The 15,690-nt window shown below is 57.5% G+C and carries 12 protein-coding genes; 11 read left to right on the forward strand and 1 reads right to left on the reverse strand.

Translation table 11 applies throughout. The features are described from left to right. The 9 genes from KJ624_08460 to KJ624_08500 form a co-directional block, all read left to right on the forward strand. On the forward strand, window positions 1-573 hold a 573-nt coding region (locus tag KJ624_08460; protein MBU2009848.1), incomplete at its 5' end, for a restriction endonuclease. Window positions 574-815: 242 nt separating this feature from the next. Beyond that, window positions 816-1,790 carry a site-specific DNA-methyltransferase gene (locus tag KJ624_08465; GenBank protein ID MBU2009849.1) on the forward strand — a complete coding sequence of 325 codons (975 nt, stop codon included), beginning with the start codon at window positions 816-818 and terminating at the stop codon, window positions 1,788-1,790. Next, window positions 1,783-3,789 (forward strand): DUF87 domain-containing protein, encoded by a 2,007-nt coding sequence (locus KJ624_08470; protein ID MBU2009850.1) that lies wholly within the window; start codon window positions 1,783-1,785, stop codon window positions 3,787-3,789. The genes KJ624_08465 and KJ624_08470 overlap by 8 nt, the downstream gene beginning before the upstream one ends. 115 nt (window positions 3,790-3,904) lie before the next feature. After that, complete coding sequence (locus tag KJ624_08475; protein ID MBU2009851.1) at window positions 3,905-5,134, forward strand: DNA double-strand break repair nuclease NurA; 1,230 nt, start codon at window positions 3,905-3,907, stop codon at window positions 5,132-5,134. A gap of 464 nt (window positions 5,135-5,598) precedes the next feature. Further along, complete coding sequence (locus KJ624_08480; GenBank protein MBU2009852.1) at window positions 5,599-6,369, forward strand: hypothetical protein; 771 nt, start codon at window positions 5,599-5,601, stop codon at window positions 6,367-6,369. A gap of 371 nt (window positions 6,370-6,740) precedes the next feature. Beyond that, window positions 6,741-7,229: a nucleoside 2-deoxyribosyltransferase gene (locus KJ624_08485; protein MBU2009853.1), complete on the forward strand. Its 489-nt coding sequence runs from the start codon at window positions 6,741-6,743 to the stop codon at window positions 7,227-7,229. Window positions 7,230-7,246: 17 nt separating this feature from the next. Further along, window positions 7,247-8,416 carry an HD domain-containing protein gene (locus KJ624_08490; GenBank protein MBU2009854.1) on the forward strand — a complete coding sequence of 390 codons (1,170 nt, stop codon included), beginning with the start codon at window positions 7,247-7,249 and terminating at the stop codon, window positions 8,414-8,416. Between the two features lie 550 nt (window positions 8,417-8,966). Then, window positions 8,967-9,482, forward strand: a complete 516-nt coding sequence (locus tag KJ624_08495) for a GIY-YIG nuclease family protein (protein ID MBU2009855.1) — start codon at window positions 8,967-8,969, stop codon at window positions 9,480-9,482. 315 nt (window positions 9,483-9,797) lie between these two features. Next, a complete protein-coding gene (locus KJ624_08500; protein MBU2009856.1) occupies window positions 9,798-11,066 on the forward strand; it encodes an IS110 family transposase in 1,269 nt (422 codons plus the stop codon). Between the two features lie 470 nt (window positions 11,067-11,536). Here the strand turns inward: KJ624_08500 and KJ624_08505 are convergent, their stop codons facing one another. Then, the gene (locus KJ624_08505; protein MBU2009857.1) at window positions 11,537-14,110 is read right to left on the reverse strand and encodes a hypothetical protein; all 2,574 of its coding nucleotides are present in this window, start codon (window positions 14,108-14,110) and stop codon (window positions 11,537-11,539) included. 354 nt (window positions 14,111-14,464) lie between these two features. On the opposite strand from KJ624_08505, the gene KJ624_08510 reads away from it, so the two are divergent. Both KJ624_08510 and KJ624_08515 read left to right on the forward strand, forming a co-directional pair. Continuing rightward, entirely contained in the window at window positions 14,465-14,680 is a 216-nt protein-coding gene (locus KJ624_08510) for a hypothetical protein (protein MBU2009858.1), read from the forward strand. 88 nt (window positions 14,681-14,768) lie between these two features. Beyond that, complete coding sequence (locus KJ624_08515; GenBank protein MBU2009859.1) at window positions 14,769-15,311, forward strand: DUF3224 domain-containing protein; 543 nt, start codon at window positions 14,769-14,771, stop codon at window positions 15,309-15,311. Window positions 15,312-15,690 lie beyond the last annotated feature (379 nt).

A 15,690-nucleotide genomic window follows, 5' to 3' on the forward strand; every position in this document is an offset into this window, starting at 1 on the left:
CAGACGCCTGCAAAGGGTAAAACCAAGGAGAAGGGGGGCCCGCGGGAAGTCCAAGGTGGAACACCTGAAGAGGAGTTGGCCTTCGCTTACCAGAATCTCACCGATGAACTCGCCGCCGACCTGCTCCAGCAAGTCAAGTCAAGCTCACCAAGGCAGTTTGAGAACATAGTAATAGACCTTCTTCTAGCCATGGGGTACGGAGGCAGTAGAAGAGAGGCTGCGAAGGCAATTGGGCGCGCTGGCGACGAGGGAATCGACGGGACAATCAACGAAGACCCGCTGGGTCTGGACATAATCTACGTGCAAGCCAAGAAATGGGACAGCACGGTCGGACGACCAGAAATTCAGAAATTCGCGGGTGCGCTGCAGGGGCAACACGCTAGGAAAGGCATCTTCATAGCCACATCGAATTTCTCTAAAGAAGCCCTTGAATTCGCGTCTCGTGTCGACACCAAGATTATTCTGATCGATGGAGATACTCTCGTACAGCACATGATTGACCGCAACATTGGCGTGACTTCCTTCGCCAAGTACGAAGTCAAGAAGATAGATTCGGACTACTTCACTGAGTAGGGAAGGGGGCCCATGGCACACCGAGGCCAACTCATTTTCGCCTGCAGTGCGCCGCGAAGTTGGCAACCGGCTCCTGAGCTATTCTCGTGCCGTGGCCGACTTCATAAGTGGTATTGTTGCCGGGGGGAGGCAAGAGGAACTCGTTGAGCCGACCTGACGGAGACGCCATAATCGGTGCTGCGAAAGGCGGGACCAAGTCTGGCAACACTGACCAGCTCGGCTTAGCAACCTCGCCACCACCGCTGCACGCGACGAGACTGGGACGCTACTACGTTGGGCAGTGTGAACACATACTCGCCGGGAGAGCAGGGCGCAGACTCAAAGGAAGGGTCCAGCTACTGCTGACATCGCCTCCCTTCCCTTTGAACAACCAGAAGATGTACGGGAATCTGAATGGCGAGAGATACCTGACTTGGTTCACCGGACTCGCCAGCCTCTTCTCCGAACTGCTCAGAGATGATGGGTCGATGGTTATTGAACTGGGCAACGCCTGGGAACCTGGCCGCCCAGTTCAGTCCCTTCTTCCGCTACAGTGTCTGCTGGGATTGGCTACAAAAGCGGGCGGTGGACTGAGACTCTGTCAGGAGTTTGTTTGTTACAACCCTGCAAGGCTGCCAACCCCGGCGGAATGGGTCACGGTAAACCGAATCCGGGTGACAGACAGCTTTACCCACATATGGTGGCTGTCAAAGTCTGACTTTCCAAAAGCGGATAACTCGCGAGTCCTCCGACCGTACAGCGCCAGCATGGCAGCTCTGCTTGAGCGAGGTTCATACAATCATGGACGAAGACCGTCAGGGCACAACATCGGCCATGAGAGTTTCCTTGCAAGGAACACGGGCAGCATAATGCATAACGTTATTGAAGTAGAGCCTATTGATGACAGGCGCCCCACACGCCTACCGGAGAACGTATTCAGCAAGGCGAACACGGATTCTAACAGCTTCTTCCAGCGTCGGTGCCGCGAGATAGGACTGATACCCCATCCTGCCCGGATGCCGTTGGATGTTGCCAAGTTCTTCATCACCTTTCTTACTGACGAGGACGACCTGGTCCTTGACCCGTTCGCCGGGAGCAACGTCACGGGGTTCTGTGCCGAGGCAACTGGTCGTCAATGGGTAGCCATTGAAGCTAACGCGTCGTACGGCCGGCAATCGCTGGTTCGCTTCGAAGATCCAAGCCTGATTGGGCTGGAGAGGAGTGAGACGAATGGGTGATGCAGAGAAGTTTGTTCAGGGTCTCGCCAAAACGGACATTCTGGGGTCTTCAGCTAAGAAGGAGAGGTTCACGGGAAGACCGTTCTACATCGACTATGACAAGGCATATTTGCTAGTTGCCGACGCCTGGAAGATGAAGGTGGGAGGCATACCTCAGGGTGCTTTCTTGTTGGCTTTCTACGAGAATGAGGAGAAGGTGCGCGAGGCGTTGCTCTTGCGGGCCCTGAGGCCAGCCAAGCTGCCGACTGACGACGACATCATCAGTTCGATGGTCGAGTACTACAAAGATAGCGTCAAGACAGCTGGCAAAGAGAGCCAACTCGACGATTTCACAAGATATGAGTTCGGATTCTCAGGGCTCGAATGTCGCGTCCTTGGCACCTTCTACACCGATAAGAATGGGGACTTGGCCTTCGGTGCCGACGTTGAGAACTTCTACAGCGCGCATAACTACAGCGTCTACAAGCCTGATTGCCAGGTACTAGAAGCGATCGCCAACCTGAGAGACTGCGGGGCAGTACCTGGTGGCCCCATCGATGTGAAGGTGGGGTCTGTGCGCTATAGCTCGAGTCGGCGCTTTCAGGAGCAGGCCGATGACGTACCCGTCTACATCAGCCCGATAGACTTCCTCGGAAAGCGCACAGCGTTGTTCGGCATGACTCGAACAGGCAAGTCAAACACTGTCAAGAAGATCATTCAGGCTACCGCTGACATCGGGGCAAAGGCGACTGGCGACGTCCTTCATCCCAAAGGCGGAGAGGCCAGTTCGGAATCCTTCACCGAGTCTGGCATACCCAGGTACCGGGTTGGCCAGATTGCCTTCGACATTGATGGAGAGTATGCAAACCCGAATCTACAGGATGAGGGGACTGCAATTTACGAGATGTATAAGGAGGATACCCTACGCTATAGCGTGCTGGAGAAGCCTGGATTCAGAGTGCTCAAGACGAACTTCTACTCCGACGTAGCGGTTGGCTTCGAAATGGTAAAGACCTACCTGGGAAACGATGACTCTGACTATGTGCGGAGCTTCGCAGCCGTCGATTTGCAGGAGCCTGAGGACAGGGAGGACTACGCGGCTATTGCGCGCTACAAGCGCAGACTGGCGGCCTACCTCTGTTGCCTGCACCAAGCCGGATTCTCCGCACCAAAGGGCCTGAAAGTCTTTTTCGACGGCAACAAGAAGATTGAGGAGTTCGCGCCTGGAGATCCGAAGGGCGGCCTCACCCTGGACAAGGCAACGGGTTGGTTCACGACAGTCTGGGACAATTATGAGAGCCACCCCTTCTTCAAGAAGTATAGGATTGAGGAGGGGCACGATTGGGCTGACGAAGATCTGAAGGCAATTCTGGTCTTCCTATCAAGGAAGTCGAAACCCGGCGGCAGCGCCAACGTCAGCGGATACAAGAAACTGAGGGGCATGCTCAACCTGCATACGGACAGCGCAGATAGACCCTTCCAGGTGGAGATCAGAGACGCTCTCCGATCGGGCAAAATAGTCATAGTGGATTTGTCGCAGGGTGATCCTACGGTTCAACGATTGTATTCAGATCGGATCTGTCAGTTCCTGTTCGATGACGCCATGTCACGGTTCGTCGGCAACAAGCCGAACAACTTCCTTCAATTCTACTTCGAGGAAGCCCACAACTTGTTTCCCAAGAAAGAGGAGAAGGATCTAAGCGACGTCTATGTAAGGCTTGCCAAGGAAGGGGCGAAACTCAATATCGGCCTGATCTACGCCACGCAGGAAGTGAGCTCCATCAGCGCAAATATCTTGAAGAACACGCAGAACTGGTTCATAGCTCACCTAAACAACGATGACGAGCTAAGAGAGATCCGGAAGTACTACGACTTCTCCGATTTTGCTGAGAGCCTGCTCCGATTCAGTGCTAGCTCGGACAAGGGATTCGTTCGCATGAAGACGTACTCGAATCCCTTTGTTGTCCCTGTGCAGATCGACAGGTTCATCGTGGCTCAGAATAGCCACGAGAAGTCATAGGCATATGGGGTACACTAGCCGCCGCGGAAAGCGCCCTTATGAGTATGCCAGCAGGTCATCTCACAGCCATGTTGTCAACGACCCTGCCGTGGCCGACTTCTTGAAGGTCTGCCAATTGCCCAAGACCTGCGGGGAAGTGGCACTCTCGGCAACGGACATCTGCAAGGCAGATTCTATTCCAGCCAACCCCATACGGCATGTTGTGGCAATCGATGGAGGATACCGCGAGGTAGCAGTAAGGCGTGAGTTTCCATCTTCGACGATGGCCTTCTTTCAGATAGGCGCAATCGCCTTCCATATTGCTGATCTGGAGGCCCTTGAGGCGCGGCCCTTTGTTGACCCGGACGACATGGCAAAGCTCAAGAACATTGAGCGATTCAAGCTCGTTATTCCGACAAAGAACATCACCACGGTGACGGAGGGCTCCTTGACTGCCTCGATACGAAGGGCGCTCCATGACTTCTTCGTCAAGGATAGGGGTGGCGGGTCCTTCGCCGAAACGCTAAAGTGGCTTGTATTCTGCGAGTTTGAGACCCCCAGTCAGGAGTGGAACCTCGCAACTTGCCCCAACAAGTCATGCACACAGCACAACATATCCCTCAAGAGGACCGAGATGCTCGCAGATTACAGATACAAGTGTCCATCTTGTGGGGAGCCCATCTACCTGAGTGACATTTTTCGACTCCACGAGGCAATTGACGACGAGCTGGGTGCGGGCGGGGTGCTGGGTTACCTTGTAACCCTTCTTGAGCAAATGGTACTGGTCCATCTCACTAGGGTCGCCTTGAGAACCAAACCATCTCTGCTGAAGGAGATCATCTTCATCAAGGACGGACCCCTGGCCTTCTTCGGTCAGACCGCCAACATGCAGAGACCCATGAGACAGCTATGCAACTTCCTTCTGGACAAGCATGACCTTTTCCTTGCCGGACTCGAGAAGAGCGGTGCGTTTGTCGATCACGCTGATCAAGTCTCAACGAGATTGAAAGACGGCGAAGTCTTGTTGCTGAGCAACTCTTACATCTACAAGCATATAATCCCAGGCCCTGAAGACCCGAGCAAGCCGTACGCAAGGACGTCGTACTACGGCGGCAAACTCATCTTCAAGCGGCGCAACGAGGTCTACGTCATTACAGTTCCGGTGCGTGATGAGAAGGTCGTCCTTGCGCCACACAAAGGGGACTTCAGGAACCTGGACGTCATACTGCATAATATTGCCAAACTTCATTGTGATATGTATGACTCGTCGCTCGTCCCGGTAGCGCTGGTCAACAAGCTTGTCTCCCTTGCAGATCATCCCAGTGCCGCAATCCTGGAACGATTCGCCAAGGCAAGTCTGGGTTGATGTCGGTTTGGGGAAACGGCGGCTTTCTCCCCCGGTCGAATGCGGTCCCGAGAACTGCTGCCCGCATTTGGGCCACGACATTTGCCGGAGCTGTCTGTCCCCCTACCTTCCCCACCCTCTCTGAACTGCCTCAAAGGCGCTGACAACTTACATCATCAGGCCATTTCTCTCACCGGACTGACTTGATAAGTAGTATCATTGTTGAGGCAGGGCACATATGGATCTAGTATTGAAGGGCATGGCTGGGATAGGGTGACCCATTGATTATCGCGGCCAAGAAATGCATGATGGTATTCACGGCAGTGGAAGCTCAATGCCGTTGCTGAAGCCCTTGCACATCTGAGTTGAAAAGCCCTAAGGTCAGCATCGGAACTCTGGTTGGCCAGTTGAATGTCCATTGTCTTCGGGGTACCGAAACCCTCCTGCTACGGCATCAAATTTCTCCTAGAGTTGGGACCTGACCCATGGATGAGCACGAGATATTCAATAAGTACAGAGACTTCATAGGCGGCCATTCCTTCTCTTCCAACTGTCTGCCGAGAGAATTGCTGATGGACAGTGATGGCGTCATTTCTGTTTTCTACGCCCCGTTCGATTACGTTAATGGCAGTTCGAAGGTAGTCATCTGCGGCATCACCCCGGGTGTTCAGCAGGCTTTGCTCGCGCTGGACGAAGCGCACAGGCAACTGAACTTGGGAAAGAGCGTCAACGAAGTACTGAAACTGGCCAAGGAACGAGCCAGCTTTGGTGGGCCAATGCGTCGCAATCTGGTCCAAATGCTCGACTTTGTCAGGCTGAGTCACAAGCTGGGTCTACAATCGTGCTCCCAGTTGTTTTCGTCAGATACAAACCTAGTGCATTACACTTCAGCACTACGCTATCCCGTCTTAAGGAATGGAGGCAACTACAATGGTAGCCCTGATATGACCAAGCATCCGCTTCTTGCGAGACAGGTAGATTCCTATTTGGTGGAGGAGGTCAATACCCTACCGACCAATGCTATCTGGATTCCATTGGGGCCAAACGTAAGCAGCGTGCTTCGCCACCTGGAGACTCGTGGTATTCTTAAGCCCGACAGAGTGCTCCATGGGCTGCCCCATCCATCCGGTGCTAACGCCGAACGTATCTCGTACTTCTTGGCGCAGAAGGAGAAATCCCGTCTATCACCCAAGACCGATGGCGTGGCGATTGACAACGCGCGCCGTGCCATCCTGGCGAAGATAGCGGGACTATGACACGCCTTGTGCACATGTGGATCGGCAGCTGCAGGGTGGCTCCGGCCAATGCCCAAATCCACCCAGACTGGAGAGACTTCGCCAGAGGATGACGCCGGAGCATCCCCTGGGCCGCTTGGCGCAAGGCACCAGTAACGTACGTTGTCCACGCCGACATGTGACCGGGCGCTCCAGGATCCCAAAAGCCCCCCTCCAGATATGTATTCAGGTGGAGTTCGACTCTCCCGGGAAGGGGTTGAACGGGGAACCTAGAGCTGAGGTTCCTCACCCTCTCTCCAGTGCCTCAAAGGCGCTGACAACCTCCAGAGTGACTTCATTTTTCGCGCCCGGCGTGCTATGCTGTTGACAACATCGGTTGGGGGTGGCCACATATGGGGAAGCTGATATACCTTGCCGGCCCGCTCTTCTCGCAAGCAGAGAGGCTGTTCCTTGAACGCATAGTCACTGTCCTATCTTCTGTCAGCGGCCTTGATCCCAATCAGGACTTCTTCCTGCCCCATCGTGATGGGGGAGAGCTGGGAAAAGGTCCCAAACGGCTGGACATCTTCAGGCTTGACCTTGCCCGGCTGGAGGACGCAGACGTAGTAGTCGCGCTCCTGGATGGGCAAGACACTGATAGCGGCACCTGTATTGAACTGGGCCACGCATACGCCAAGGGCAAGAAGATCTTCGGGATTGTCACCGATTTTAGGTCATACTGCACGAATGATGACGAACCCCACCGCCCAAACCTGATGGTCTGGGGGGTGTGCGAGGAAGGGAAGACCCTCTTTCACAGTCTTGAAGAACTCTCATCGGCCTTCGCCGCTTATGTCTGGCAGCGTCGCCCGGCTAGAGTCTCTACCCAGACTCCAACCTAGCCTAATCTGTGCCGCCGATGGATCCCTCTTATGCGAGACTGATAGGCAAGCTAGAGGGCAACTACTCCGAGTTTGCCAGGAAGAGCACCGACTGTCTCGGGAGAAAGTATCCGCTGAAAGAGGACCCCTTTCGCACACTTTTTGAAAGGGATTGCCACAGGATTCTGCATTCTCTCCCCTTCAGGCGGCTGAAGCATAAGACCCAAGTCTTCTTCTCCCCGAAGGACGACCACATCTGTACTCGCCTAGAGCACTCGCTTCACGTTGCGTCGGTAGCCTCTACCATCTGCAGACGTTTGAACTTGAACGATACCCTGGCACAAGCCATAGCGTTGGCGCACGACTTGGGCCACCCGCCTTTCGGCCACTTGGGCGAGAAGGCATTGGCGAGGATTCATGAAGAGTTCAACATGAAGTCCGCGACTGAGAAGCTGCCGAACTTCCGGCACGAAGGACAGAGCCTGAGAGTAATAGACACTTTTCGCAATCGTCTTCACGAGCCTCTGAACTTGACTTGGGAGGTCAGGGACGGCGTGGTGTGCCACTGGGGTGAGGCCACGGAACAGACCTTGGAGCCAGACCGGGGAAAAGACTTGAAGGGCGTGGAACCAGATGCTGCCCTCAGGCGCGAGCGGCCAGGCACTCTTGAAGGGTGTGTGGTTAGAATGTCGGACACCATTTCTTACCTCGGCCGCGATTTTGAGGACGCCTGCATGGCCAGACTGGTCACGCTCGAGGATTTGCCGGAAGAAATCACTCGGTGCCTTGGCAACACCAATACGGCGATAATCGGCGCGCTCATCGGGGACCTTGTAACGAGTAGCAGAGGAAAGGGCCATCTGCAGTTTTCTGAAGAGGCATACGCCGCGCTCACGCGCATGAAGGAATTCAATTTCTCGAGAATATATGACAGCGTAGTGTTGCGTGGGCAGGAGGAGCGAATCTATCAGCTCTTGAGTCAGCTATTTGAACACTTCCTGGCCCTCCCTGGCCGCAAGGAACTCCCAGAAAGTGGGGCGGCCGGACAGGACTACTACAATGGAGTCTTTGCCGAGTTCCTGAAGGACATGCAGTATCCGGAGGCGACGGGCAATGGACAGAGAGTCAGCGATTTCACAGCCGGCATGACGGACAACTTCGCGATGGCCTGCTTTCAGGACTTGTTCGTAGTCCAGAGAGTCGTCTGACGACGTGAGAGCCGGGCTCTAGATGACAGGGCTGAAACGGGTCTCGCGCTCTCCCCTAGCGGGCCGAGCGGATAGCGAGTCAAGTCGCCAGTACCAAATCAAGACTATGCTGAACCGTTGTTTCAGGGGAAGTTCGACTATCCCAGGAAGGGGTTGAACGGGGAACGGCGCCTCGACTTCGGAGCCTCCCACTGTCTCAAAGGGGCTGACAACCTGCCAGTGCGGTCTCTCGTCTCCTTGGAGTACGATCGGGCACGTGGAGACAAGACTACTCATTGACAACTGTATGCTTCAAGATGTCAATGAAGCGCTGAATCTCGGTTTGTCTGCAGAAGACACGGGCGAAATCGTTGTCGACCCGCATGAGGGCATGCACAGTTTCAGATACAATTCACAAAGACTCTCGTGAGGAGGTGTTCATATGGCCGTGCCAAATGACGTGGCTGACTTGACCTCGTTGGGATTCGTCGAGGCCGGTCACTGGCGTTTGTCCGATCGTCACGCAACTGGTTTGACCTGCGAGCTGTCGTGTTGCAGTGATGACCGAGTTGTGTATGCCGTCGTGTCAGGAAACGATGTCAAGTACGTAGGAATCTGCGAAGCTGATACCAGGACGCTGAAGAAACGCATGAACAGCTACAGGTCATCACGAGCAACCAAATCAAAGACATCGACAAACAGAAGAGTGAGAGAGGGGATACGCGAGATACTAGCGGGGGGGAGTGAGGTGAAGGTGTTCGCGCTTGATCCCTCCACTCGCGAGCCTACGCCGATTACCTACAAAGGAATTGAAGTAGACTTGGTCAAGGGGCTTGAAAACCCGCTGACAAGACGTTTCAACCCTGAATGGAATCGTCGGAGCCCGAGAGTGCTGGATGAACACAAGGAGCGGCGCGAAGCTAGAAGAGTCAATGACAGACTCCAGCACAAGATCTTTCGGGCAGCGAACCGAGGTGACAGGCAAAAGCTGCTTGACTTGGGGCTCAATGAAGACCTGGCAAAGGCTTGGCTTGACAAAGTGAGCGAGGTCAAGGCAAAGACCCGAGACAGCAGAGAGCGTGCTTGAGTTACCTGCTCCCCGAAGACCAGTCGAGTTTTGATGGAGTGCCGGCTCAGGCCAATGCAGCTACCTGGCTACTCTTAACCGTCGGAACGCAGACGGAGTCCGGCATCCAGCACCCGACCCGGACGACACCCACCGACCACGATATATCTTGTTTCAGGGGGAGTTCGACTCTCCCCCGTCTCCACCAGAAACACGAGACCGCGGCACTCAACATTTGGGCGGAATAGTATATGGATTAAGAAATGATGATGGCTCCGGCTACAATAGAGGGGTACGTTTGGGGAGCACCAAATCTATGCAGGAGGAGCCATCCAGATGAAGAATAGCACCGCGAGGAAGCTCAGGCAAATCCCGGAGGGGTACTTGATCGTGGGGGTGGACCCTCATAAAAAGAGGCACGCGGCAGTGGCCATGACCGGGGATGCCCTGGTCCATTGCAAGTTCAAGGTGGTTAACTCTGGGCAGGGCTATGAGGAATTACTGGAGCGGGCCCGGGCTCAGATGGTTGCCCTCGGCTGCCGGGGTGTCATCTTTGCCATAGAGACAGCGAGCCACTTTTGGCGCAACCTGGCCTACTTCCTGGAGGAGCGAGGGGTTCCTTTCCGCTTGATTAACCCCTTTACCTTGAAGCGGAGGCGGGAAGGGCGAGATCTTAACAGGGCTAAAAACGATTTCCGGGATGCTGAAGTGGCAGCAGAGTTGCTGCGCACTGGTGAGTTCAGTGAGACCAGGCTACCGAAGGGCGTCTACGCGGAGTTGCGTGCAGCTTACAACGCCTACCGCCGCCTGGTCAAGGAAAGGGCTCGTTGGCTTAACCTGCTCCAGGGGTTGCTGGATGGCCTCTTCCCCGAATTCTGCCAGGTCTTCAAGGACCCTGCGGGCAAGACAGCCCTGGCTGTCCTTTCCCTGTGTCCGGTACCTGGGGCAATCGCTCGGATGACAGAAGAGCAGTTCGTGGGCGCAATCAAGGATGGATACCAGCGGCCTCGCCTTAAGCTCACCAAGCTCCGTGCCCTTCACCATGTTGCGCAGACTTCCATTGGTGTCCGGTCAGGCACACAGTCTGTGGCTGTTGAGCTCTCCCTGCTCGTGGAGCGGCTGCGTCTGAATGCGAAGCAGGTGGAAAAGGTGGAGGAACTTCTAATAGGTTTGGTGGAGGCCATAGAAGATAGCCACTATCTTCTTTCGGTAAGGGGACTAAGCTATATCACAGTGGCTGGGCTTCTGGCGGAGCTGGGGCCGATGAGGTCCTATCAGAATGCCAAGCAGTTGATAAAGATGGCCGGCACTAACCCGACCGAGACAGAATCGGCGGGCAAACGGGGCAGCCACACCCCCATGAGCAAGAAAGGGCGCCCTGGTTTGCGCTGGTGTATCTGGACGGCCGCCATATCCCTTCTGCGGCACAACCCTGATTTCCGCTCCTGGGCCAAGAAGCGACGGGAGCGGCCTACCCACGCCCATCCCCTGAAAGCTAGGGAGGTAATCGGGGCTGTGGGCAACCGGCTGCTCCGTTTGGCCTATGGTCTGGTTAGGAAGCAGACCATGTATCGGATGCCAGGGCTGGCCACGGCGGTAGCCTAAAGGTGGTAATGATGCATCGGGCGGGCGGGGAGACGCCGCGGAACGGAATTGGGAGCTCGGAAGAGCAAACCCGTGCAACATCACGGTGCCCCCGCCCCCTGGCCAATCTCGTATGAGGTACGAAGGGGCCCCCTCCTGGAGGGGTGACCTCGCATCTGGATGCTATTTTGGGACCCAGGAAACACGGGATGGGGCTCGCCCGCCGATGCAAAAAGGATACCAAAGATAAGGCCGCTGGAGCCATTGACAAAACCTCCATAGTACGATGTTTCACCTTTAGGGCGGAATGTTTCACCTTTCAGGTACCGTCGCTGGCGGTGTACATTCCTGTCATCAGCGATTCCATTGTCGCGTCCACAAAGACCGCCCCTATTCTTTTCGGGCCCGATTTGGACTACAAGTCAACGAATAAGGGAACCATTTTCGCGTACGGCCTTCTTGTGACCTACCCGCTGTGACACGAACGAGAGCTATCGCAGGTCGACCTGCCGCAGCCGGTTGTTGCCGGTGTCGGCGATGTAGAGGTACTGGTTCGCTGGGTCAACAGCCACGCCAAAAGGAGTCTTGAGTTGGGCAGCCGTGGCCGGGCCGCCATCCCCGGCGAAGCTCGAAGCCCCGCTGCCGGCGAAGGTGGAGATGGTCCCCGTCGCCAGGTCCACCCTGCGTACCCGGTTGTTGTTGCAGTCCACGATGTAGAGGTTCGCCGAGTCAACAGCCAGGCCAAGAGGAAGGTTGAGTTGGGCAGCCGCGGCCGGGCCGCCATCGCCCGAGAAGCCGGACGCCCCGGTGCCGGCGAAGGTGAAGATGGTCCCCGTCGCCAGGTCCACCCTGCGCACCCGCAGGCTGGCGTCGCTGACGTAGAGGTTCCGCGAGTCAACGGCGAGAAATCTAGGGGTGCTGAGTTGGGCAGCCGTAGCCGGGCCGCCATCGCCGGAGAAACTCCCCACCCCGGTGCCGGCGAAGGTGGTGATGGTCCCTGTCGCCAGGTCCACCTTGCGGATGCGGTGGTTGCTGCTGTCGGCGATGTAGAGGTAGCCCGGGGCGAAGGTGACGCCCATAGGATTGTTGAGCTGGGCGGCCGTGGCCGGGCCACCATCGCCCGAGAAGCCGGCCGCCCCGGTGCCTGCGAAGGTGGAGATGGTCCCCGTCGCCAGGTCCACCCTGCGCACCCGGTTGTTTCCGCTGTCGCTGATGTAGAGGTTCCCTGAATCCAAGGCTAGGCCCCTGGGACTGTTAAGCTTGGCAGCCGTAGCCGGGGCGCCATCGCCCGAGAACCCCCCCACCCCGGTCCCGGCGAAGGTGGAGATGGTCCCTGTCACCAGGTCCACCCTGCTGACCCGGTTGCCGACCTGCTCGGCGATGTAGAGGTAGCCCGAGCCAAGGGCAGGGCATCTAGGACTGTTGAGCTGGGCGGCCGTGGCCGGGCCGCCATCGCCCAAGGAGAGGGCACCGCCCCCGGCGAAGGTGGCGATGGTCCGCGTGGCCAGGTCCACCTTGCGGACACGGTTGTTGACGGTGTCGGCGAAGTAGAGATTCGCAGAGTCAACGGCGGCGCCGTAAGGACTGGTGAACTGGGCAGCGGTGGCCGGGCCGCCATCGCCACCGAAGGCCATCGCTCCGGTTCCCGCGAAGGTGGAGATGGTCCCCGTCGCCAGGTCCACCCTGCGCACCCGCTGGTTCGTGTTGTCGACGATGTAGAGGTTCTCCGAGGCAACGGCAAGGCCTCTAGGCTGGTTCAGTTGGGCAGCCGTGGCGGCGCCGCCATCGCCCGAGAAGCCGGCCACACCGGTCCCGGCGAAGGTGGTGATGGTCCCTGTCGCCAGGTCGACCCCGCGCACCCGCTGGTTGCTGTTGTCGCTGATATAGAGGTATCCCGAGGCCACGGCAAGGAAGCGAGGACTGTTGAGCTGGGCCGCCGTGGCCGGGCCGCCATCGCCCGAGAAGCCGGCCACACCGGTCCCGGCGAAGGTGGTGATGACGCCCGTCGCCAGGTCCACCCTGCGCACCCGCTCGTTGACGCTGTCGACAACGTAGAGATTCTGCGAGTCAATAGCGACGCCCTGAGGAGTGTTGAGTTGGGCAGCCGTGGCCGGGCTGCCATCGCCCGCAAAGCCGGCCACACCGGTCCCCGCAAATGTGGAGATGGTCCCCGTCGCCAGGTCCACCCTCCGCACCCGATGGCCTGCACCCTCGGCGATGTAAAGGTACTGGTCCACCGGGTCAACGACGATGCCAAAAGGAGCATTGAGCTGGGCGGCCGTGGCCGGGCCGCCATCGCCCCAGGAGAGGGCACCGCCCCCGGCGAAGGTGGAGATGGTCCCCGCAGCCAGGTCCACCCTGCGGACGCGGTTGTTGCCGCTGTCGACAATGTAGAGGCTCTGCGAGTCAAGGGCAAGACCGTGAGGAAGGCTGAGCTGGGCTGCGGTGGCCGGTCCGCCATCGCCAAGAGGGACCGCACTCCCCGCCACCGTCACGATATTGTGCAGGAAGGAGGCTGCGGGTGTTGTCGCGGAAGGCTGAGGGCTTGTTGGCTCTGGCCGAGGAGATGGCCACAGATAGACTCCCAAGGCGAACAATGCGATGATTGCTGACCCTGTCCCGGCTAGCATGAGCCACCTGTGGCGTCCGGGGCCCCTTTGGGCAGTTTCTGCCAGCGGTGCCACAGTGGCAACCGGTTCTCCCCGGGCTTCTGCGGTTGGCTTCGTTGGCTCCACGCCGCCTCCCCGCTCAGGCTGCGGGGTCTCTCCAGCAGGAGCACCTAAGAGGGCCTCACGGATTTGGGGCCGCTTGGAGATAATCCACTCCTGGACTGCCGGGGACTGGGTTCTCACGAGCTCAACCGGAATGCCCGGCTCCCCAATCGCCTCCTGAATTATCCTGGAGATGGTTCGCCTGTCAAAATATATTCCCCGAAGCTCCAGCTCCTTCTGAACTCGGGCGATGTTGTGGCCGCATGCCACCAGCTCCCACACCTCCACCCTTTCCTTCATGGTGACTTCGGTCCTAACCCAGCCTGGAGCAAACTCACGGCGAAACTGGCTCATAGATAGCTCATAGAATGCACATATTTTCCCCCCAGCCTGCGCACTTATCGTATACGATTGCTACGGGTCGATGCAAGTGGCCTAGCATCCTGGCGATGGTTAGTCAAGTAGTGCTATTGGCCTTCGTCCTAGGGTAGGGACAAGCCCTTATCATCCTGACCGGACAGGAGAAGTCCGGCCCCTGAACAAGGAGACGGCGGATGGTGTTTGTGAAGAGGGCAGGCTTGAACTCTGTTATCTTGGTTGACCCCCTGCTGAGTCCCTGCAGCGTACTCATGGCACATCACCGGCCACAACGGACAGGTGTCGCCATGTGGGTTCAGAGCCCTTCCCGGCCGGGGGCCCCTAAGGAGGATGATGAAAGCGATCTCTCCTGAGGCCGCCACCAAACGCAGAGTGCTCAAGGCATTCAAAGAAGCCGCACCACTTGATTTGAGCATCTCTGAGGCTGGCAGACGTGCAAGGGTCGGCACTGCCACGGCTGCCACCTACATCAAGGTCCTGGTGGCCGAAGGCGCGCTGGAGGAATCACGGCACGTGGGAAACGCCAAGTTCTTCCGCGCCAGATGAAAAGGCCTGCAAGAAAGGGGGTGAGAGCACGGGGTTAGCAGAAGCTGGAGCAAGGGGGAAGCCGTATCTTAGAAAGGAGGGTGAATCAATGAGAAAGAAGGTCGTCTTCCTGCTGTCAACCGTAGCCCTGTTGGTGCTGCTCATGCCAGCCTGTTTGGTGCCAGTAACTCCCACACCCGTTCCGGTAGCCGCAACCTGGGTGCTGAAGGTAGGCGTATCTGACGTAATCCCCGAGGTCGTTGAGCCACAACCTGGTGGCGGCGACCTCCGGTTGAGATGGAGAAACTATTCCTCCACTGGGGACTTCGTGGGGACGTCCGTGAATGCGATGAGGGTTGTCCGGCCCGCCACGGCACTGGCCACCCCTGCCGCGGGGACAAATACCGCTGACGGTCTTTGGACCGTACGCGCTACATACAAGCCCGGCACGCCGGAGCAACGGTCGGGCACCTTTGTTTTCCAATTCACGTTCGCGTTTGATGCGGGGGTAGGTTCCTCCACGCTGAAGGGGGACTGGAGGATCATCGGCGGGACGCAGGACTTCGCGAACCTGTCTGGACAGGGAACGTGGTTGCAGAGCGCGGCAAACACCTACTCCTACACAGGGCAGATCAGCTTCGGACCCAAATAATAGCCGTTCTCTGTCCGGGTGACCCCTGACAGAGCGGAAAACATCGGGCGGAGCGGGAGGCCTCCCGCTCCGCCCTCCCCCCTGCCGCAAGGGGATGTGAAGCAGCAAGAGGGGGAAAGGATGCTCGTTCCCGGTGCAACGAAAGGGGGTGCGAATCGGGGGTGGCAGAAGTGGGGACAGCGGGGAAATATCTTAGAAAGGAGGGAAGGTGTATCAAGGCACAAGGCGCTCTTGTTGACTGCCGGACCTTTGCGAAGGCTTTGCTGGCGGCGAGTGCTACCCTCGCAACGACTAGTCTTCGGAGTGTGGCGATGCCGGCAACTGCCGCCGCAGATGAACCGCCGTTCATCAATCCTTCGTCCCTCAGGCGGCCTGTGGA

Source organism: Chloroflexota bacterium (assembly GCA_018825785.1).
In the GTDB taxonomy this organism is placed as follows: domain Bacteria; phylum Chloroflexota; class Dehalococcoidia; order JACVQG01; family JAHKAY01; genus JAHKAY01.

Bases quoted from the DNA above. Each gene is read 5' to 3' on its own strand.
- KJ624_08515 (MBU2009859.1), top strand. From the start codon at position 14,769: ATGAGAAAGAAGGTCGTCTTCCTGCTGTCAACCGTAGCCCTGTTGGTG.
- KJ624_08480 (MBU2009852.1), top strand. From the start codon at position 5,599: ATGGATGAGCACGAGATATTCAATAAGTACAGAGACTTCATAGGCGGC.
- KJ624_08505 (MBU2009857.1), bottom strand. From the start codon at position 14,110: ATGAGCCAGTTTCGCCGTGAGTTTGCTCCAGGCTGGGTTAGGACCGAA.
- KJ624_08510 (MBU2009858.1), top strand. From the start codon at position 14,465: ATGATGAAAGCGATCTCTCCTGAGGCCGCCACCAAACGCAGAGTGCTC.
- KJ624_08490 (MBU2009854.1), top strand. From the start codon at position 7,247: ATGGATCCCTCTTATGCGAGACTGATAGGCAAGCTAGAGGGCAACTAC.
- KJ624_08485 (MBU2009853.1), top strand. From the start codon at position 6,741: ATGGGGAAGCTGATATACCTTGCCGGCCCGCTCTTCTCGCAAGCAGAG.
- KJ624_08470 (MBU2009850.1), top strand. From the start codon at position 1,783: ATGGGTGATGCAGAGAAGTTTGTTCAGGGTCTCGCCAAAACGGACATT.
- KJ624_08500 (MBU2009856.1), top strand. From the start codon at position 9,798: ATGAAGAATAGCACCGCGAGGAAGCTCAGGCAAATCCCGGAGGGGTAC.